General features: G+C 66.3%; 19 protein-coding genes and 4 tRNA genes. 15 read left to right on the forward strand and 8 right to left on the reverse strand.

All coding sequences use genetic code 11. The annotated features are described in order from the left end of the window. Window positions 1–242: 242 nt before the first annotated feature. Genes ACMDW7_RS01685 through ACMDW7_RS01695 form a run of 3 tightly spaced genes read left to right on the forward strand, consistent with a single transcriptional unit; the run spans window position 243 to window position 3,866 of the window. On the forward strand, window positions 243–1,817 hold the full coding sequence (locus ACMDW7_RS01685; protein ID WP_377303630.1) for a cryptochrome/deoxyribodipyrimidine photo-lyase family protein: 1,575 nt from the start codon (window positions 243–245) through the stop codon (window positions 1,815–1,817). Next, window positions 1,814–3,091 (forward strand): FAD-binding domain-containing protein, encoded by a 1,278-nt coding sequence (locus ACMDW7_RS01690; RefSeq protein ID WP_377303628.1) that lies wholly within the window; start codon window positions 1,814–1,816, stop codon window positions 3,089–3,091. Before ACMDW7_RS01685 ends, ACMDW7_RS01690 begins: the two co-directional genes overlap by 4 nt. A 25-nt stretch (window positions 3,092–3,116) precedes the next feature. Further along, window positions 3,117–3,866: an SDR family NAD(P)-dependent oxidoreductase gene (locus tag ACMDW7_RS01695; RefSeq protein ID WP_377303626.1), complete on the forward strand. Its 750-nt coding sequence runs from the start codon at window positions 3,117–3,119 to the stop codon at window positions 3,864–3,866. 143 nt (window positions 3,867–4,009) lie between these two features. Here ACMDW7_RS01695 and ACMDW7_RS01700 read toward each other — a convergent pair whose 3' ends face one another. From ACMDW7_RS01700 to ACMDW7_RS01720, 5 genes are all read right to left on the reverse strand, one after another. Continuing rightward, a complete protein-coding gene (locus ACMDW7_RS01700) occupies window positions 4,010–4,705 on the reverse strand; it encodes a VOC family protein (RefSeq protein WP_377303624.1) in 696 nt (231 codons plus the stop codon). After that, the gene (locus tag ACMDW7_RS01705; protein ID WP_377303622.1) at window positions 4,702–5,097 is read right to left on the reverse strand and encodes a rhodanese-like domain-containing protein; all 396 of its coding nucleotides are present in this window, start codon (window positions 5,095–5,097) and stop codon (window positions 4,702–4,704) included. Before ACMDW7_RS01705 ends, ACMDW7_RS01700 begins: the two co-directional genes overlap by 4 nt. Before the next feature lie 101 nt (window positions 5,098–5,198). Further along, window positions 5,199–5,528 carry a hypothetical protein gene (locus ACMDW7_RS01710; protein ID WP_377303620.1) on the reverse strand — a complete coding sequence of 110 codons (330 nt, stop codon included), beginning with the start codon at window positions 5,526–5,528 and terminating at the stop codon, window positions 5,199–5,201. An 8-nt stretch (window positions 5,529–5,536) separates the two neighbouring features. After that, window positions 5,537–8,164: a GNAT family N-acetyltransferase gene (locus ACMDW7_RS01715; RefSeq protein ID WP_377303618.1), complete on the reverse strand. Its 2,628-nt coding sequence runs from the start codon at window positions 8,162–8,164 to the stop codon at window positions 5,537–5,539. Between the two features lie 10 nt (window positions 8,165–8,174). Then, complete coding sequence (locus ACMDW7_RS01720; RefSeq protein ID WP_377303616.1) at window positions 8,175–9,209, reverse strand: histone deacetylase family protein; 1,035 nt, start codon at window positions 9,207–9,209, stop codon at window positions 8,175–8,177. A gap of 249 nt (window positions 9,210–9,458) precedes the next feature. Here ACMDW7_RS01720 and ACMDW7_RS01725 point away from each other — a divergent pair, with 249 nt between their 5' ends. Then, a complete protein-coding gene (locus ACMDW7_RS01725) occupies window positions 9,459–10,403 on the forward strand; it encodes a hypothetical protein (protein ID WP_377303614.1) in 945 nt (314 codons plus the stop codon). 110 nt (window positions 10,404–10,513) lie between these two features. Here ACMDW7_RS01725 and ACMDW7_RS01730 read toward each other — a convergent pair whose 3' ends face one another. From ACMDW7_RS01730 to ACMDW7_RS01740, 3 genes are read right to left on the reverse strand one after another with little or no spacing between them, the layout of a single operon-like run. After that, the gene (locus ACMDW7_RS01730) at window positions 10,514–11,521 is read right to left on the reverse strand and encodes an NAD-dependent epimerase/dehydratase family protein (protein WP_377303612.1); all 1,008 of its coding nucleotides are present in this window, start codon (window positions 11,519–11,521) and stop codon (window positions 10,514–10,516) included. 37 nt (window positions 11,522–11,558) lie between these two features. After that, window positions 11,559–12,215, reverse strand: coding sequence for a TetR/AcrR family transcriptional regulator (locus ACMDW7_RS01735; RefSeq protein ID WP_377303610.1), 657 nt, complete (start codon window positions 12,213–12,215; stop codon window positions 11,559–11,561). Between the two features lie 15 nt (window positions 12,216–12,230). Beyond that, complete coding sequence (locus tag ACMDW7_RS01740) at window positions 12,231–12,743, reverse strand: DUF3291 domain-containing protein (RefSeq protein ID WP_377303608.1); 513 nt, start codon at window positions 12,741–12,743, stop codon at window positions 12,231–12,233. A 353-nt stretch (window positions 12,744–13,096) separates the two neighbouring features. On the opposite strand from ACMDW7_RS01740, the gene ACMDW7_RS01745 reads away from it, so the two are divergent. From ACMDW7_RS01745 to rplL, 11 genes are all read left to right on the forward strand, one after another. Next, a tRNA-Tyr gene (locus ACMDW7_RS01745) sits at window positions 13,097–13,182 on the forward strand. 100 nt (window positions 13,183–13,282) lie between these two features. Next, window positions 13,283–13,356, forward strand: a tRNA-Gly gene (locus ACMDW7_RS01750). A 53-nt stretch (window positions 13,357–13,409) separates the two neighbouring features. Further along, a tRNA-Thr gene (locus ACMDW7_RS01755) sits at window positions 13,410–13,484 on the forward strand. 46 nt (window positions 13,485–13,530) lie between these two features. Then, window positions 13,531–14,721, forward strand: coding sequence for an elongation factor Tu (gene tuf / locus ACMDW7_RS01760; protein ID WP_377304296.1), 1,191 nt, complete (start codon window positions 13,531–13,533; stop codon window positions 14,719–14,721). Window positions 14,722–14,823: 102 nt separating this feature from the next. Then, a tRNA-Trp gene (locus ACMDW7_RS01765) sits at window positions 14,824–14,899 on the forward strand. A 34-nt stretch (window positions 14,900–14,933) separates the two neighbouring features. Next, window positions 14,934–15,317, forward strand: a complete 384-nt coding sequence (gene secE, locus ACMDW7_RS01770) for a preprotein translocase subunit SecE (protein ID WP_377306130.1) — start codon at window positions 14,934–14,936, stop codon at window positions 15,315–15,317. Then, the gene (gene nusG, locus ACMDW7_RS01775; protein ID WP_377306128.1) at window positions 15,317–15,850 is read left to right on the forward strand and encodes a transcription termination/antitermination protein NusG; all 534 of its coding nucleotides are present in this window, start codon (window positions 15,317–15,319) and stop codon (window positions 15,848–15,850) included. Before secE ends, nusG begins: the two co-directional genes overlap by 1 nt. 143 nt (window positions 15,851–15,993) lie before the next feature. Further along, window positions 15,994–16,425 (forward strand): 50S ribosomal protein L11, encoded by a 432-nt coding sequence (rplK, locus tag ACMDW7_RS01780; RefSeq protein WP_377306126.1) that lies wholly within the window; start codon window positions 15,994–15,996, stop codon window positions 16,423–16,425. A gap of 2 nt (window positions 16,426–16,427) precedes the next feature. After that, window positions 16,428–17,135 carry a 50S ribosomal protein L1 gene (gene rplA, locus ACMDW7_RS01785; protein WP_377306124.1) on the forward strand — a complete coding sequence of 236 codons (708 nt, stop codon included), beginning with the start codon at window positions 16,428–16,430 and terminating at the stop codon, window positions 17,133–17,135. Between the two features lie 232 nt (window positions 17,136–17,367). Beyond that, window positions 17,368–17,868 carry a 50S ribosomal protein L10 gene (gene rplJ, locus ACMDW7_RS01790; RefSeq protein WP_377306122.1) on the forward strand — a complete coding sequence of 167 codons (501 nt, stop codon included), beginning with the start codon at window positions 17,368–17,370 and terminating at the stop codon, window positions 17,866–17,868. A gap of 50 nt (window positions 17,869–17,918) precedes the next feature. Further along, entirely contained in the window at window positions 17,919–18,299 is a 381-nt protein-coding gene (gene rplL, locus ACMDW7_RS01795) for a 50S ribosomal protein L7/L12 (RefSeq protein ID WP_377306120.1), read from the forward strand. The last annotated feature ends 354 nt before the right edge of the window (window positions 18,300–18,653 follow it).

The raw sequence follows: 18,653 nt of genomic DNA on the forward strand, positions 1-18,653 counted from the left end.
AAGCAATTCGACGCACCTCCATGGAAGCAGCACGGCAACCCTCTCCTCCTCAGGGCGCCCGGCGCGCGTGAAGACCACCGCGCCGGGTCAGCCCGGCACATAAGAGCCAAGCCGCTTTCCGTTTGAAGTTCGCCCGCCCCGCAGCCTCGGCTGCCGGGCGGGTTTTGGTTTTCTGACCAGTCGCTCGGGCCGGTGTTGGCGCGAACTTTCCAAACCCGAGCCGCTCGCGAGTACGCACTCACATGCCGCTGTGGTCCGCCGCCGCTGATGACTTGCCTGCCTTGCCCGCCGCGCCCGGTGGCACGCGCGCGCTCGTCTGGCTCAAGCGGGACCTGCGCGCCCGTGACCACGCGCCACTGCGCCTGGCCGCCACGGCTGAAACAGCCGCCGCGCTCTACATCATCGAGCCCGAGCAGTGGGCCGATGGCGCCTTCGCCCCGCAACATCTGGCCTTTGCCCTGGCCACGCTCGCTCCGCTGCGCGAAGCTCTGCACGCACGCGGCATGCCGCTGCTCGTGCGTGTGGGTTCGGCCGTGCCCGTGCTGCAGCAGGTGCGCGAGCAGTTTGCGTTCACTCACCTGCTGAGCCACGAGGAGACTGGCGCTGCCTGGACCTACGCGCGCGACATTGCGGTGGGCCAGTGGTGCGCCGCGGCAGGCGTGCACTGGCTGGAGGCCACCCAGACCGGCGTGGTGCGACGCCTACGCTCTCGGACCGGCTGGGCCGGGCGCTGGCAGGCGCGCATGGATGCTGCCATCGTGCCGCCGCCCGACGCCTGGCCGGGCTGGCGGCCGGGCTTCGAGCAACTGGGCGCCTTGCCGACACTGAGCGCGCTGCATCTCCCGGCGGTCGCACAGCCGCTGCCGGACGCGGGTGAATCCTCCGCCCGCGCTTTGCTCAAGAGCTTCCTCGCCAGCCGGGGCCGGGGCTACCGGCGCGGCCTGTCCAGCCCCAACACCGCGCCCGAGACCTGCAGCCGCTTGTCGGCGCATCTCGCCATCGGCAGCCTGTCCATGCGCACCGTGCACCAGGCGAGCGAGCGCGCAATCGCGCTCACCGAGGACCGCACGCTGGCCAGCAACCTGCGCGCCTTCACCGGCCGCCTGCGCTGGCACTGCCACTTCATGCAGAAGCTCGAAGACGAGCCGAGCATCGAGTGGCGCAACTTTGCCCGCAGCTACGACGGCCTGCGCCCCGGTGACGAGGGCGTGGCAATGGCCGCCGAGGACGAAGCCAAGCTCGCCGCCTGGAAAGCAGGGCGTACGGGCTTCCCAATGGTGGATGCCTGCATGCGTGCGCTCAATGCCACGGGCTGGATCAACTTCCGCATGCGCGCCATGCTGGTGAGCTTTGCCGCCTACCAGCTCTGGCTGCACTGGCGGCTGCCTGGCCTGCACCTGGCGCAGCAGTTCCTGGACTACGAGCCGGGCATCCACTGGAGCCAGATGCAGATGCAAAGCGGCACCACCGGCATCAACACCCTGCGCATGTATTCACCGGCCAAGCAGATGGCTGATCACGACCCGGACGGCGTGTTCGTGCGCCGCTGGGTGCCGGAGTGGGGCACGCCGGACTACCCCGCACCCATCGTGGATGAGCGCGCTGCACTCGCGAATGCCAAGACCGTGCTCTACGGCCTGCGCAAGCATGACGAGGTGCGCGAGGAAGCCGATGCTGTGCAGCAGCGCCATGGCTCGCGCAAGAGCGGACTGCCGCAGACCGGCCAGAAGCGCGCCCCCGCTGCCGGTCCGCGCCGGCCTGCACGCCGCGGCAAGACCCCCGCCACACCCTCACCCCAACAGGAGCTCTTCGAGTGAACCGCCGCTGGCACCGCGCCCATGAGCGTCTGGATTCCACCGCGCAAGCCGTGCTTGAACCGGACTTTCCCGCCACGCGCGAGGCCGCACTGGCGCGCATCGAGGCCATCCAGCTGGCCCGCTACGCCGCCACACGCAATCACCTCGCCGGTGCGGTGAGCGCACTGTCGCCCTACATCACGCATGGCTTCACGCGCCTGCCGGAGATCGCCGCCCGCCTGCGCCAGCGTGGCGCGCTGCCGGTGGAGCACAAGTACATCTTCGAGCTCGGCTGGCGCGCCTTCTTCCGCCATGCCTGGGGCCATCTCGGCCGGGACATCCTGGACGACCTGCACGAAGGCCCGCTGCCGCGCGCCGCCTATGCGAGCGACCTGCCCGCCGACATCCGCGCAGGGCGCACCGGTGTGCCGGTGATCGATCAGGCCGTGGCCATGCTCTACCGCAGCGGCTGGCTGCACAACCATGCACGCATGTGGCTGGCCTCTTATGTGGTGCATGTGCGCAAGGTGCATTGGCGCGCCGGGGCGGACTGGCTGTACTGCCACCTGCTCGATGGCGATCTGGCCAGCAACCACCTGAGCTGGCAATGGGTGGCCGGCACCGGCAGCCACAAGCCCTATCTCTTCAACGCCGAGAACGTGGCCCGCTACGCGCCGCCCGAGTGGCACAGCCCGGGCACGGTGATCGACACGAGCTACGAGACGCTCGACCTCATCGCGCGCGGCCGCCAGCGCATCGCAGCACCCGCGGCCAGCGGCCCGGGCGCGGACGAGCCGGCCCTGCACAGCGCGCCACCCGCGGATGCGCTGGCGGCGCTGCCCGTCACCACCCCGGACGCCGCGGCGGTCCGCGGCCAGAGCGTCTGGCTGATCCACCCCTGGGCGCTGGACGAGGTGCCGGCCGAGCTGCCGACAGAGACCCTGCGCATTGCCGTGCTGCCCCAGGAGTGCTGGGCGCGCCTGCCCTGGAGCGAGCGGCGCTGGCAGTTTGTGCTGGCGCGCGTGGCCGAGCTCGCGCCTGCCGCTGTCTGGTCCGCGCCCACCAACGCGCTGGTGGATGCCCTGCGCGCCGCCACGCAGGTGCACGGCATAGACGATCCGCATCTGCCCGCCGGCCTGCGCCGCTTGAAGCTCATGCCGGAGCCTGCGTTGTTCCCCGCCGTCGAACGGCCTTGCAGCTCCTTCACCCAGTACTGGACCCGCGCCACCAAGCAGGCCAAGGACGTGGCCGATCTGCTCGGCGGCCCGCCGCAAGCCTCACTCTTCAACCACTGAACGCCAACGACAAGAAAGAACACCCATGACTTCCCAGATCGCACTCATCACCGGCGCCCGCGGCGGCATTGGCCGCGCCCTGGTGCAGCGCCTCAAGGCCCGCGGCGTGCGCGTGGCCGCCGTGGGCCGCGACGCTGCATCGCTTACCGACCTGCAAGCCGACGCCGCCATTGCGGCAGACGTCACCACGCCCGAGGGCGCCGCCGCGGCACTGGCCGCCACGCGCGAGCAGCTCGGCCTGCCCACGCTGCTGGCGCACCTGGTCGGCAGCACGCTGATCGCCCCGGCGCACCGTACCAAGGCGGCGCAGTACGCCGAGGTCATGCGCGTGAACGCAGACAGCGCCTTTCACATGCTCACGGTATGGGTGGACGCCCTGCGCGCGGAGCCCGAGGCCGCACGCGGCGCCAGCGCGGTGTTTGCGTCGAGTGTGGTGGCGCGCATTGGCGTGGCCAACCACGAGGCCATTGCCGCTGCCAAGGGCGCCGTGGAAGCGCTGGTACGCAGCGCCGCTGCCACCTACGCGCCGCAGGGCATCCGCATCAACGCCGTGGCCCCCGGCATGACTGAAACGCCCATGACCGCCGGCCTGCTCAAGATGGAGGCCATGCGCGCTGGCGCGGCAGCGCAGTACCCGCTGGGCGGCGTGCAGCAGGCCGATGAAGTCGCCGCCGTGGTGGACTGGCTGCTTTCCAACCAGGCTGCCCGCCTCACCGGCCAGGTGATCCCGGTGGACGGCGGCTTCACGCAGATCCGGCCGCTGGTGAAGGCATAGCTAGCAAAGCCAGCATGGCCGAATTGCATCTATTTGGAAGTGCAAAAAATCGGCTTTCCGCTTGCCTGATGCGCGGAAAGCCGGTTATCGATTCACTCTCAAATTCAGTCCGAAAATGGATGAAATGAGTGCTGGTGCGGCGTTCAGAGCATCGGGCTCGTCAGCACCACCGGCCCGCTGGGCGCATCAAACTCCGCGCTGAGCATCGGCGCGGCCCCCGGCAGCACGGGCGTCTTCACCGCCGGGTCCGGCGCAAAGCCGATCGCGCGCAGCCCGCTGCGCAGGGCCGGCAGATCCGGGTGCTGCAGGCTGAAGCTCTTCAGGCGCACATGGCTGGTCGGCAGCTTCTGCGTGGGGTGGGGCACTTCGCCGGCCTCGTTCGCCTTCCAGTGAATCACCAGCGGCAGGCAGCCGCCCAGGCGGCGCATGGCTGCCGCATCGCCTGTGCGCGGCAGGGCCATTTGCCAGCGGTAGATGCTGCGTTCGAAGTCGCGCACCTCGGTGTCTGCATCGCTTTTCAATGGTTGGCTCGCACGTGCCACCCAGTGCACCAGCTGCGGGCCGTGCTCAATCGCGTCGCGCACCACCGGATCATCCAGCCCGAACCAGCGCGGCCCGGCCGGCGCGGGCAAGCTCGGGTCAATGGCGATCATCTCGAAATAGATGCCGTCATTCAGATTGAGCAGCAGATTGTGCGTGCCCATCAGCGGATGCTGCCCGCCGGGCGCCGCAGCCATGCCAAAGGTGGCCTCGCACCAGGCCGCGGCCTGCGCCAGATCGCGGCAGGCCACCACGAGGTGATCGATCTGCGCGGTCTGGGCAGCAGCGGCTTTGCTCACATCTGCTCCCAGGGCAGACCGTGAAAGCGCCAACCCCCCGTCGTGCCCCGGTGCATGTTCTCGTCCAGTTCGCCCTCGAAGCCTTCCAGCACGTTCACCACGTCCGTGAAGCCAGCCTCTTCCAGCGCGGCACCGGCTTCCAGCGTGCGCTTGGCCGAGCGGCAGAGCAGCACCACCGGCCGCGTCTTGTCGCCCTTGGCTGCGCGCAGCACCTGCGCGACAAAGTCAGCGGCGTCCGGCGTGAACTCCGGGTATTCGTACCAGGGAATGTTCACCACGCCCGGCGGGTGGCCGACGTAGAGGTATTCGATTTCCATGCGTACATCGACAAACAGCGCATCGGGCCGGGCCTGCACGAAGGCCCACGCATCTTTCGGGGTGAGATGTCTCATGGGTGCGATGGTGCCAGTGCGGGGCGCGGGGCGATAGTGGTGCTTGCGAGGGCTACAACTAGGCGAACGAACAGGACGCTAGCTTGAGAGGACAGTCCAGCTCAATCAACTCGCACCCAAGTGATGTCGGAATCGAGCAAGCCGGTCGCGACCAGGAAACTAGGAACATGAATTTGTGGCGAAAACGTTCCCCTCGGCATCCAGGCGGTGGTTCCGCTTCCGGGGTTCCGGACGTAGCGAGTCAGCGCGAACTGGTGGCCCGAGCTCGTTTCGATTGCAGCCCAAATGAATCTGTCCAGATCATCGAAGTCCTCTTGAAACTGGATTCCCAAGTTGGCTTTGAAGTCTTCTGGTTCGAGGCGCACCTGAAACACCGGAACAAGCTCGATTCCGTCAAACAACTTTCCATTGAGTTGCTTGAGAGTCGGCATGGATGTGCTCAATCCAGCGCCTTCCACACCCGCCGCATGCTCGGGTCATCCTCGTAGCGTTCAGACTTGTAGCCCAGGCCGGTCATCAGGCCGAGCATGCCGTCGTTGGTGTTGAGCACGAAACCTTCAATGGCCTTGAGGTGCTTCTTGCGCGCCACCTCTTCCAGCATGCGCATGAGCGCGCCACCCACACCCTGGCGCTGGTGGCCGTCGCCCACGGCCAGGGCGTATTCGGCGGTGGTGGCGTCGCGGTTCAGCAGCCAGCGGGACACGCCGATGATGCGCTCCGTGCCCAGCTGTTGCGGGTCATCGAGTGTGGCCACGAGCGCCATTTCGCGGTCGTAGTCGATCTGGGTGTAGCGCTTGAGCATGGAGGGCGTGAGCTCCTTCATGCTGCTGATGAAGCGCATGTAGCGGCTCTCTTCGGACAGGTCGTTCTTCACGAAGGCCTGCAGCGCGCGGGCGTCCTCGGGGCGGATGGGGCGCAGCACGTAGCGCTCGCCGCTGCGCATGGTGGCCTCACGCACCAGGTCGGCCGGGTAGGGGTGGATGACCATGTGCGCATAGCGGTCGCGCGGCTCGATCGGCTCGCGCGAGAGCTGCAGGGTCGCGTCGGCCACCTTGAGTTCGCCATCGGCCACCATGATGGGGTTGATGTCGATGCCGCTGAGCTGCGGCAGCTCGCAGACCGCCTCGCTCACGGCCAGCAGCAGGTTCTGCAGGCCGGTCATGAGCTGGTCGGCGTCCGGCCGGTTGGCCAGCACCTGCGAGACACGCGTGCGCTCGATCAGGCGTTGCGCCAGGAAGCGGTTCAGCGGGGCGAGTTCGCTGGCGGCGTCATCGATCAGGTGCGCGGCCGTGCCGCCGGCGCCGAAGCTGATGACCGGGCCGAACAGGCGGTGGCGCTGCACGCGCAGCATGAGTTCGGGCGCGTCGTCCGGCGCGGTGCTGTCGGTCACCATCTGCTGCACCAGCACGCCGGCCACCGTGGCGCTGCGGTAGGCGCGCTGGGCGTTCGCCTTGATCTGCACCAGCGCCTCCTGCAGCTCGCGCGAGTTGCGCAGATCCAGCGCCACGCCACCGCCGCGGCTTTTCTGGATGATGCCCTCGCCCTGCACTTTCATCACGATCGGAAAGCCGATCTGCTGTGCGGCCATGATGGCGGCGGTGGCATCCGTGGCGTACGCGGCGCGCGCCACCGGCAGGCCGATGGCCGAGAGCACCGACAAGGCAGTGACGCCGGTCATGGCGCGCTGCTCGTGGTCGAGTACGTGCTGCATCAGTGCGCGCGCGCCGTCCAGGTCGGCAGGCGCGTGTGCGGCAATCGGTGCGGGAATCTGCTGCAGCAGCTCCTGGTTGTAGCGAAAGCTCGCCAAGTTGCCGAAGGCGTCCACGCTGGCCTCGGGCGTACGCAGGGCGGGGATACCGTGCTTCTCGAAGATCTGGCGCAGGGGCCGGGCGCGGGCGTCGCCCAGCACGCAGGCCAGCAGCGGCTTGTCCGGGGCCTCGGTGCGGGCCTTGCCAAGCGCGGCAAGCTCCTCGATCACCGCGTCCGTGAGCGTGGCGGTGGGCGTGACCATGATCAGCACCCCGTCATTGGCCTCGTCGGCCAGCGCGCGGCTGATCTGCACGCTCCAGGCCTGCGCTACATCGGCGGACTTTGCACCCGAGACGGTGCTGGAGAGTTCCGTGGCCCGCGCCCGCACGCGCACGCGCTGGCCCCAGTCCACGGCCATGCGCGCCGCGGCCGTGCTGTTGGACAGAATGGCCAGACGCCGCCCCTGGGGCCGCTGCCGGCTACCCAGCAGCTTGATGGCCGAGAACATCTGGATGAAGAACCACACGCGCACGGCGCCCGCGCGAGACAGCGCGGTGTTGAACACGGCCTCGTCCTCGCGCACCTCCACGACCGGGGCGTCGGTGGGCGGGCCATCACCCGTGGGCTTGAGCACCACGACCGGCTTGCTGGCTGCGCAGGCTCGTAGCGCGCTCATGAAGCGCCGCGTGTGCGCCGGCGTGGACGGCTTGGTGTCCATGTACAGCGCCACGGCCGTGGTCTTGGGGTCGGTGGCGCAGAAGTCCAGCAGTTGCGCCACGCCCACCGGGCCCTCGGGCGCCGCGCTGCTCACCAGCGAGAAGCCCACCCGCGTGTCGGCCGCCCAGTCCAGGATGGCCAGGGTGAGGGAGGTGCTTTGCGAAATGACCGCGATGTTGCCTGGGGCGGCTGTGGCCTCCGCCAGGCTGGCGTTGAGCTGCAGATGTGGTCGCTGCATGCCGAAAGCGTGCGGCCCGAGCATGATGCAGCCGCCGGCATCGGCCGCCACGTGACAGGCCTGGGTCAGCTCCGTAGGCGTGTCGCCGGGTGCCACCAGCACGCGGGCCACGCCGTTCTCCGCGGCGCAGCGCACGGCGGCGAGCAGTTGCTCGTCCGGCACCAGCAGCAGTGCCAGATCAAACTTGCCCGCAGGCGCCTTGAAGCGCCCCTCGGCATCCGTGCCCACACGGCTGATCGCAACCGTGCCGGCGGTGCGCTCGGGCAAGGCGTCCAGCAGGCGGTTGCGCAGCAGATCGAGCGTGTGGCCGTGCACCACGAGCACGCGGCGCGGGTCGAACAGGGCGGAGAGCGCGTGGGCCATGGTCGCGCACTCAGGCGGCCGGGGCTGTACGCGGACGGCTTGCCACTTGCCGGGCTGCCGCGCTTGCGAGCACCGCCCCCGCCGTGCTGTCGGGCAGCGGCGGCAACTCGGCCATGGGCGTGTCCAGATCGGCCAGCACCCGCACGTGAAGGGCGACGCTGCGCGCCAGAGCATCGAGGTCGTAGCCGCCTTCGAGCGTGCTGACGATGCGGCCTGCGCACCAGCGGTCGGCTGCGTCGGACAGCACGTGGGTCAGCCAGCGGTAGTCGGCGTCCTGCCAGCCCAGTTGCGCCATGTCGTCGGCACGATGTGCGTCAAAGCCGGCGCTGATCATGATGAGCTCAGGCTGGAAGGCGGCCAGTGCGGGCAGCCAGTGCTCGGTCACGGCGGCACGCATGGCCTTGCCGTCCGTGTAGCGCTTCAGCGGCACGTTGACCATGTTCGGCCCCTTGGGCACGTCGCCCAGGAAGGGGTAGAGATCGGTCTGGAAGGTGGAGAGCATGAGCACGCGCTCGTCACCGGCAAAGATGTCCTCCGTGCCGTTGCCGTGGTGCACGTCGAAGTCGATCAGCGCCACGCGCGCAACACCGTACTCGGCCATGGCATGGGCTGCGCCCACGGCGAGGTTGTTGAAGAAGCAGAAGCCCATGGCGCGGTGGCGCTCGGCATGGTGACCTGGCGGGCGCACGGCGCAGAAGGCGCGGCGGGCCTGGCCGCTCATCACCAGGTTCACTCCATGCACCACGGCGCCGGCGGCATGCAGCGCGGCGGTGAGGGTGAAGGGGTTCATGGCGGTGTCCGGGTCCAGATGCACCATGCCCTCGGTCGGCGCCACGGCCATCAGGCCATTCAAGTGATGCTCCGGATGCACCCGCAGGATCTGCTGGATGCTCGCAGCTGGTGCATCGTATGCGGCCAGTCCGTCCATCAGCCCCTCGGCCAGCAGACGGTCCTGAATCACCTGCAGCCGCGCCGGGCACTCCGGGTGACCGGTGCCCATGGCGTGCTTGAGGCTGGAGGCGTGGGTGAGGTAGGCAAGCGACATGGTGAATGCGTAGGCGGCAGTTACTCGTCGAGGTTGCCACAAAGCCGACTGTTCATGCGCATCGCGCCCGCAGCGCCGCTGCAGCATCTTGATCCGATGCAAAGCGCGTGCGCTGTCGCGGTCCACCCGCCATTCATCCCGCAATTCCGGCAGTTCGAGCACTCAGTCACGGACGAACAGCACATCGACACCCATAATCCTGCTTTGCCGGTGCCAACAGACTGCGCATCGCGCCCTCGGAGCCTCCAAATGACGACTTCTCCTCGCTTTTCGTTCGCCACGCGCATCGCTGGCCTGATCGCCTGCTCTGCCTGGGCTGCAACATCTTCCGCGCAGGTGCCCGCAACCGCACCGGCTGCGTCGCCCGCGGCTGCAGCCGCTGCACCGCAAGGACCGGTGATTGCACTTGTGGCCGCAATCGGCGACCGCTTGCAGTACGTGCGCCAGCGTCGCCAGGTGGGGTCCAATATCGAGCCCTACACACGCGCCACGCTTGCCGTACCCGATCAGGCGCTGAACTGGGCCGTGTTGCGGGGGCTCGATCGTGCCGTCGAGCGTCAGGACCCCACCAGCAAGCGCGTGTTGCTGAACTTCCAGCCCAGCGAGGCCGAGTACAAGCGCATCCTTGCCGCCCGCAACGATCAGCGCGGGTCCGTGACCTCCAACGTGCTGGTGCCGTATCTCACAGCCATGCCTGAACGCAAGCAGTGGGACCAGATCATCACCGTGACCCCGGCCTACCGCTTCAGCGAGGTGAATGGCATGGGCAGCAAGTTCGCCGGCGTCGGGGTGTATGTCCAGCCCTTGGAGCGGCAGGAAGTGGGACTCGACGGCGTCAGCGGCGCGATCAACGTGGGCGCGACTGCTCCTGATGGCGATGACGTGACCTTCGGTGCGGGCAAGGGCAACGAGCGCACGCGATCACGCTCGAGTACGTATGTTGCGCCCTACTTCTACTTCGAGATCACGACCTATGACGCCAAGACCATGAAGGTCCTCAAGCGCGAGCAGCGCCTTGACTACATCAAGCTGTACGACCCCAAGAGCACGGCGCTGGACGTGGGCGCCCAGTTCACGCCGGAGCAGTTGTCCGAGCAGGTCGAGCGGCTGGTCGAGACGTCTGCAGTGCGCGCCATCCTGGGCGAGGGGCGTGTGGACCGCGGTGACGTGAAGCCGGTGCCCAAGCAGAACTGAAATTTGGCCGTTATTGACCTAAAATTCATGGGTCAATAGGCCGGTTTTCGGCTCTATGAAGCGCTTCTTCGGGTTGTTGAAGAAGCGCTTTTTTGTGGCCGAAAAAGTACCTACTCAATCCCGGCGGCAGCCAGCACCGCGGCCTCGCGTTCGGCGCTCAGCCCTGCCTTGGTGATGGCGCGCTCCGCAGCAGGCAGGCTGTGCAGCCACTGCAGGGTGTCCAGCACCGTCTGCAGCAGCGGGCGGATGGCCAGGCCGGCGGCTTGAGCGCGGGCGGTGTCCGTTAGCGCCAGCCCGGCCGTATCGCCCGCCGGCGCGGCCCAGACGGGCATGTCGGTCCAGGCCGCAATCCCGTGCTCCGCAAGCGCTTCGCTGTCGGCCCATACAAAGCGGGGTTGCCGTGAGGTGGCGGCCGCGCAGCTGGCCAGCAACGCGCCGATGCTGAATTGCCCCGGCGCGCTGGCGGCGTTGAACGCGCCGCCGCTTGCGCCCGTGCGCAGCGCATGCAGCGTGAAAGCCGCCAGGTCGCGCACGTCGATGCACTGGATCGGGTCTTCTGGCGCGCCGGGTGCGAGGATGGGGTCGAAGTCGCTCGCGCGCTCCACCCGCGCCGGCCAGTAGGTGAAGCGCTGCGTCGGGTCATGCGGGCCGACAACGAGACCGGGGCGGATGATCAGCGCCGCGTCTCCGAAGGCGTCTGTCACGGCCTGTTCGCACAGCGCCTTCAGGGGCCCGTAGGTGTTGGCGTCCACGGTGGTGGTGCCCGGCGTGTCGGTCTGGCCAAGCGGGCTGCCTTCATGATTGGGCGCGGCAAAGCTCGCGTAGACAGAAATCGTGGAGATGAACGCATAGCGCTGCACCCGGCCGGCCAGCGCCGCCGTGCTGGCGCGCACTTCGCCGGGCAGATAGCCGCAGGTATCGATGACCGCATCCCACTGCCCGCTGGCCAGCGCGCTCAAGTCGCCGCGCCGGTCACCAATCAGCTGGCGCACATCGGCAAAGAGCCCGGTGCCGCTCTGGCCGCGGTTGAAGACCGTGACCTCGTCGCCCGCCTGCAACGCGGCCTGCACGATATGGCGGCCAACGAATCGGCTGCCGCCCAGCACCAGAAGCTTCATGACGGTCTTCTCCGCAGTTGGCCGGTGCGTCGCAAGATCAGCGCGCGCGGCCCGGGTGTTGTGATGTCGCGAGCATGCCCCGCAGACCATGCACGAACAAGCCCGCGGCCTGCTCGGCGTAGCGCGCCGCATGATGCGTGGCGGCGTCGGGCCGGGCGTCGGAACCCGCTTCGAGTGCCGCTGACAGGGGCGCATCGATCAGCCCGCGCAGCGCGGCGCGCATCGCGGGCAGCCGTACTGCGTCCAGCGCAGGCGCCGCACCGGTGATGGCGCGGTCCAGCAGCTGCTCCAGTTCGGCAATCTGCGGCGCCAATGCGGCCTGTGCGGCAGCATCTAGCTGGCGCAGTTCATGCCTCAGCACCGCTGCGGTGTCCGCGTGTCGTGAACCGAGCACGATCATGCGATGCATCAGCAGCGCCAGCCGGGCTTCGCCGTCGAGATCGAGCTGATCGGCCTGCTCATGCACCTGCTGAAGCGCGTCGGCCAGGCGCTGCAGATGGTCGGCCAGCAGTGACTGGAGCAGCGCCTGCTTGGTCGGAAAGTAGTGGTACAGGCGCGCCTTGGAGCCGCCGCTCGCCGCGGCCAGTTGCGCGATGCCTGTGGCCGCGTAGCCCTGCACCGCAAACAGTTGCGCGGCGGCACGCAGCAGGGCGGCGCGCTTGTCGGCGTGGTCGGGGGCGATTGGGCGGGCCATGCCTGGGGGCGTGTCTCAGCGTTCGATGGGCAAGCCTGAAGGTGAAAATGCGTGCTTGAAGCCGAATGCCTGCGGGCTCGGGCCGTGTTCACCCAGCCAGCGCAGGCGCTCGATGCCCTGCGCCGCGGTGGGCAGCGTGCCCGCCGGCACCCACCAGAGCGCCACCGGCGGCGTGCCGGGCGCGAACTCGGGCAGGCGCGCAACAGCCTCGGGCCATGCAATGAACCAGTCCTTGCGCCGCGCAAACACCGGCCCGTGGGCGCTGCGGTAGGTGAAGTGCTGCAGACTCGCCAAGTCGCGCCAGACGCTCATGTTGAGCAGCACATTTGCATCTGCAAACTCGCGTTGCAGCGGGTCCCGGCTGTCTGTCATGTAGCGCCAGACAAACCCCGGTGTGGCGTCGGCCAGTGCGTTTATTTCATCGATTGCGTCGGCAAAGCCCCGCATCTCCGGGGAATTCACGGGAAATCGGCCGTAAGCGAGGTTGATCTGGGCCAAGTGCCAGGCCTCTGTTTGCATGGTGTCCATGGGGTTTGGAGGGCGCGAGGGTGGGTTGCCGAGGGGCAGTGGCGGAGTCGCTGTGCCGGGGCATTCAAATGGCACATCTGCCCAGAAAGTTAATCGATCGATCGATCAATTAATAGTGCGTTGACACCGCGAGGTGGATTGGCGAGGCGACGACGGGTCCAGTCCGCCGGATGCATGCTTGGCTGCCAGTGCCGGGGTCCTCGGGTTTCGAGGCGCGACTCAAGGCGAATCGGCGACTCAGCGCACCTGGCAAATTGACAGCGGCTTCGCAAGTGCCCATAATCTCGGGTTCTTCCGACGCGGCACGCCGGGCGGGTTTGCGAACTCGCAAAGCGGGCCGATGTGCGAGTTGCGGAGGGGTGCCCGAGTGGCTAAAGGGGGCAGACTGTAAATCTGTTGGCTTACGCCTACGCTGGTTCGAATCCAGCCTCCTCCACCAACCCAAAGTGTCGGAAAGACCAAGCCAGCCTCGGTGTCGGGGCAGGTGGGTCTGAGTGGTCTGCGGTGACGCCCTTTTGGCTGCGCCGCGGAAGCGGTAGGCGGGAGTAGTTCAATGGCAGAACCTTAGCCTTCCAAGCTAATGACGCGGGTTCGATTCCCGTCTCCCGCTCCAGCGCCCGGTCAAGCAGTTTTCGATGTCGCGCCGACTGCCGGTGCGCATCAGATGCCCATGTGGCTCAGTGGTAGAGCACTCCCTTGGTAAGGGAGAGGTCGCGGGTCCGATTCCCGCCATGGGCACCACTTCTCTTTGAAGCAAAACCAACGTTCTTTTCAGGAGCTGTCGGAAATGGCAAAAGGCAAGTTTGAGCGCACCAAGCCGCACGTCAACGTGGGCACGATCGGTCACGTGGACCACGGCAAGACCACGCTGACGGCTGCGATCACCACCGTGCTGTCCACCAAGTTCGGTGGCGAAGCCAAGGCCTACGACCAGATCGACGCGGCGCCCGAAGAGAAGGCGCGCGGCATCACCATTAACACCGCCCACGTCGAGTACGAGACCCAGAACCGCCACTACGCCCACGTGGATTGCCCGGGTCACGCCGACTACGTCAAGAACATGATCACCGGTGCCGCCCAGATGGACGGCGCCATCCTCGTGTGCTCGGCTGCTGACGGCCCCATGCCCCAGACCCGCGAGCACATCCTGCTGGCCCGTCAGGTCGGTGTGCCCTACATCATCGTCTTCCTGAACAAGTGCGACATGGTCGACGACGCCGAGCTGCTTGAGCTCGTCGAGATGGAAGTGCGCGAGCTGCTCAGCAAGTACGACTTCCCCGGTGACGACACCCCCATCATCCGCGGTGCGGCCAAGCTGGCCCTCGAAGGTGACAAGGGCGAGCTGGGCGAAGGCGCCATCATGAAGCTGGCCGACGCCCTGGACAGCTACATCCCCACGCCCGAGCGCGCTGTGGACGGTACCTTCCTGATGCCCGTCGAAGACGTCTTCTCTATCTCCGGTCGCGGCACCGTGGTGACTGGTCGCGTCGAGCGCGGCGTCATCAAGGTCGGCGAAGAAATCGAGATCGTTGGTCTGAAGGACACCCAGAAGACCATCTGCACCGGCGTGGAAATGTTCCGCAAGCTGCTTGACCAGGGTCAGGCCGGTGACAACGTCGGCATCCTGCTGCGCGGCACCAAGCGTGAAGACGTCGAGCGCGGCCAGGTGCTGTGCAAGCCGGGCTCCATCAAGCCGCACACCCACTTCACCGCCGAGGTGTACGTGCTGAGCAAGGAAGAAGGCGGCCGTCACACGCCGTTCTTCAACAACTACCGTCCGCAGTTCTACTTCCGCACCACCGACGTCACCGGCGCCATCGAGCTGCCCGAGGGCAAGGAAATGGTGATGCCTGGCGACAACGTGACGATCACCGTCAAGCTGATCGCCCCGATCGCCATGGAAGAAGGCCTGCGCTTTGCCATCCGCGAAGGCGGCCGCACCGTGGGCGCCGGCGTCGTGGCAAAGATCATCGAGTAATTCCTCAGTCAGTCGGACATTCAGGCCCGGCCATGACGGTCGGGCCTTTTGTCCAAATGCCAGTGACGGGCGGTTGCGTGTGCAGCCACCCATCCGAACCGCAGGGGCGTAGCTCAATTGGCAGAGCGACGGTCTCCAAAACCGTAGGCTGGGGGTTCGATTCCCTCCGCCCCTGCCAGCGACTCGCTGGCCATTGAACCGTTTAGGGTTGTATGTCGAACCAGAGCGTAGAAACCGTCGGCTCCAAGAGCGGGTATGTCATCGTTGCGCTGGCCGTGCTGATCGCGGCCGGTGGCATCGTGGGCTACAGCTTCCTCACTGAGCAGCCGACCGCTGTGCGCCTGGTGGTTCTGCTGGGCGGGATCATTCTGGGTCTGGCTGTTGCCTGGTTCTCGCAGCCGGGCAAGCAGTTCATCGGTTACGCGCGTGACTCGTACAACGAGGCGCGCCGTGTGGTGTGGCCCACTCGCAAGGAAACGATCCAGACCACGCTGATCGTCTTTGCCTTCGTGGCCATCATGGCGATCTTCCTGTTTGTCACGGACAAGGTCCTTGAGTGGGCCCTGTACGACCTGCTGCTGAAGTGGAGAGGCTGATGAGCATGAAGTGGTACGTCGTGCATGCCTACAGCGGCATGGAGAAGAGCGTGCAGAAGGCGATCGCCGAGCGCGCTTCCCGCGCCGGAATGGGCGATCAGTTCGGCCGCATTCTTGTTCCCACCGAAGAGGTGGTCGAGGTCAAGAACGGCAAGAAGGTCGTGCAGGAGCGCCGTCTGCTGTCTGGCTATGTCCTCGTCGAGATGGACATGACCGACGAGACCTGGCATCTCGTCAAGAACACCAACAAGGTCACCGGTTTCGTCGGTGGCAAGGGCAACAAGCCTACGCCGCTGCCACAAAGCGAAGTCGACAAGATCCTGTCAGACATGGAGCACGGTGCAGAAAAGCCGCGCCCCAAGGTGCTCTTCGAGGTGGGCGAGCTGGTTCGCGTCAAGGAAGGCCCGTTCACGGACTTCAACGGCTCCGTCGAGGAAGTCAACTACGACAAGAACAAGCTGCGTGTGTCCGTGACCATTTTCGGTCGCGCCACATCCGTCGAAATGGACTTCACCCAGGTCGAGAAGACTTGAGGCGAGGGCTGTAAAGATTCGCGCCAAGCCTCCGGGCGCGGCAATCGGTTCGCCGGTTGCACTGTCGGAGGCAAGAGGAGCGCCATTAGGAGGCCCAGCGAGGCAACCGACCGCGCGCTATCACTCGCCAAAGGACTGCCAACATGGCAAAGAAAATCGTCGGCTATATCAAGCTGCAAGTCCCGGCGGGCAAGGCCAACCCTTCGCCCCCCATCGGCCCCGCTCTCGGTCAGCGCGGCCTGAACATCATGGAATTCTGCAAGGCCTTCAACGCCCAGACTCAGGGCATGGAGCCCGGCATGCCGATTCCCGTGACCATCACCGCCTTCGCGGACAAGAGCTTCACCTTCGTGATGGGTACGCCCCCGGCGACCTACTTGATCAAGAAGGCAGCCAAGATCGACAAGGGGTCCTCCAAGCCCCATACCGACAAGGTCGGCAAGATCACGCGCGCGCAGGCTGAAGAAATCGCCAAGACCAAGATGCCCAACCTCACTGCTGCCGACATGGATGCAGCCGTCAAGACCATCGCCGGCTCCGCCCGCTCGATGGGTATCACCGTGGAAGGGGTCTGAACATGGCAAAGATCGCAAAGCGCCTGCAAGCCATTCGTGCCAAGGTTGAGCCGCAGAAGCTGTATACCGTGGACGCTGCCCTGTCCCTCGTCAAGGAATGCTCCAAGGCCAAGTTCAACGAGTCTGTGGATGTCGCCATCCAACTCGGCGTGGACGCCAAGAAGTCTGACCAGGTTGTTCGCGGCGCAGTTGTCATGCCCGCAGGCACCGGCAAGACCAAGCGCGTCGCCGTGTTTGCGCAGGGCGCCAAGGCCGAAGAAGCCAAGGCCGCGGGCGCAGACATCGTCGGCATGGAAGATCTGGCCGACCAGATCAAGGCCGGCAACATGAACTTCGATGTGGTGATCGCCTCGCCCGACACGATGCGCATTGTCGGTACGCTGGGTCAGATCCTTGGTCCGCGCGGTCTGATGCCGAACCCGAAGGTCGGCACCGTGACGCCGGATGTTGCCACTGCCGTAAAGAACGCCAAGGCCGGTCAGGTTCAGTATCGCACCGACAAGGCCGGCATCGTCCACGCCACGATCGGCCGCGCTTCGTTCTCCGAAGACCAACTCAAGCAGAACCTGTCTGCGCTGGTCGAGGCCCTGAACAAGGCCAAGCCCGCATCGTCCAAGGGCGTCTACCTGCGCAAGGTGGCCGTGTCCTCGACGATGGGCGTCGGCGTGAAGGTCGATACCGCTTCGCTGACTGCCCAGGCATCAGCGTAAGTAAGAAATTGGTGGGCCTCGCATCTGGCAACGGATGCGGGGGCTATCAAAGACCGTTGGCGTGGACGGCTGTCCGCTCAATGCAGGGGGTGCTCCCCAAGCCAACGCAGATGGCGAACCCGCTGGAACGGATTTGCGGGTTGGGCGACACGCCCGACCCAAAGCCTGAACAGAAGGTCGCTGAAACCGGGTGTGAGCAGCGCAAGCCGTTCACGTTTTTAGGAGCAAGACCTTGAGTCTCAATCGTGGTGAAAAGGAAGCCGTCGTTTCCGAAGTCGCAGCGCAAGTTGCGAAGTCGCAAACGCTCGTGCTGGCCGAATACCGGGGCACAACGGTCGCGGACCTGACCAAGCTGCGCAGCGATGCGCGTGCCAAGGGCGTCTACCTGCGCGTTCTCAAGAACACGTTGGCACGTCGTGCTGTGAAGGGCACTTCGTTTGAAGTCGCCTCCGAGCAGATGGCCGGTCCGTTGATCTATGGCTTCTCGGAAGACGCCGTTGCCGCAGCGAAAGTCGTGTCCGACTTCGCCAAGGCCAACGACAAGCTCGTCATCAAGGCGGGTGCATACAGCGGCAAGGCGCTGGACAAGGCAGGCGTACAAGCGTTGGCCAACATCCCGACGCGCGAAGTCCTGCTGGCACAGATCTGCGGCCTGCTGCAGTCGCCGATGTCCAGCCTGGCACGGGGTATCGCCGCCGTGGCCACCAAGAAGTCCGAAGGCGCCGCTGCCTGATCGGCAGCATGCCCCTGTACCGAACTCAATACTGTTAAGGAATATTCAAAATGGCATTCGACAAAGACGCATTCCTGTCGGCTCTCGACAGCATGTCCGTGATGGAACTCAATGACCTCGTGAAGGCCATTGAAGAGAAGTTTGGCGTGTCCGCTGCAGCCATGGCTGCCCCGGCCGCTGGTGGTGCTGGCGGCGGTGCCGCTGCTGCTGCCGAAGAGAAGACCGAATTCGACGTGATCCTGTCCGAAGCTGGTGCCAACAAGGTCGGCGTCATCAAGGCCGTGCGCGAACTGACGGGCCTGGGCCTGAAGGAAGCCAAGGACCTCGTCGATGGCGCTCCGAAGCCCGTTAAGGAAGGTGTTGCCAAGGCTGACGCCGAAGCCGCCAAGAAGAAGCTCGAAGAAGCTGGCGCCAAGGCCGAAATCAAGTAATCACGCGGCCCGTCTGGCTGCTGCGCGGAGCTGCTTCGGTTCTCCAGTGCTCGCCGTACATCTCTTACGGCTGTGCGCTTCAAACCAAATCAGCTCCCGCTCGCTACGCCGGCCGGACCCCGTGGTGCGGCCTCGAGCGGCAGCGCTCGGGCCCACACGAGAGATCAGCGGAAAGCACTTTCGGGTGCTTTCCAGTGTTCTCTGAATCGACTGCAGAGAGCCGAGGTTTGGCCGGGCTGACGTGTGCAATGCACGTTTCGCTGTCTGCCAGTGGCGCGTAGCGGCGCGCCGCCAAAGCTCATCGCCTGCCGGCTCCGGCAGGGGAGTTCAGTCGAGTCGCTCTCCTTCGAATTT

It is taken from the genome of Piscinibacterium candidicorallinum (assembly GCF_047549485.1).
Taxonomy (GTDB): Bacteria; Pseudomonadota; Gammaproteobacteria; order Burkholderiales; family Burkholderiaceae_C; genus Piscinibacterium; species Piscinibacterium candidicorallinum.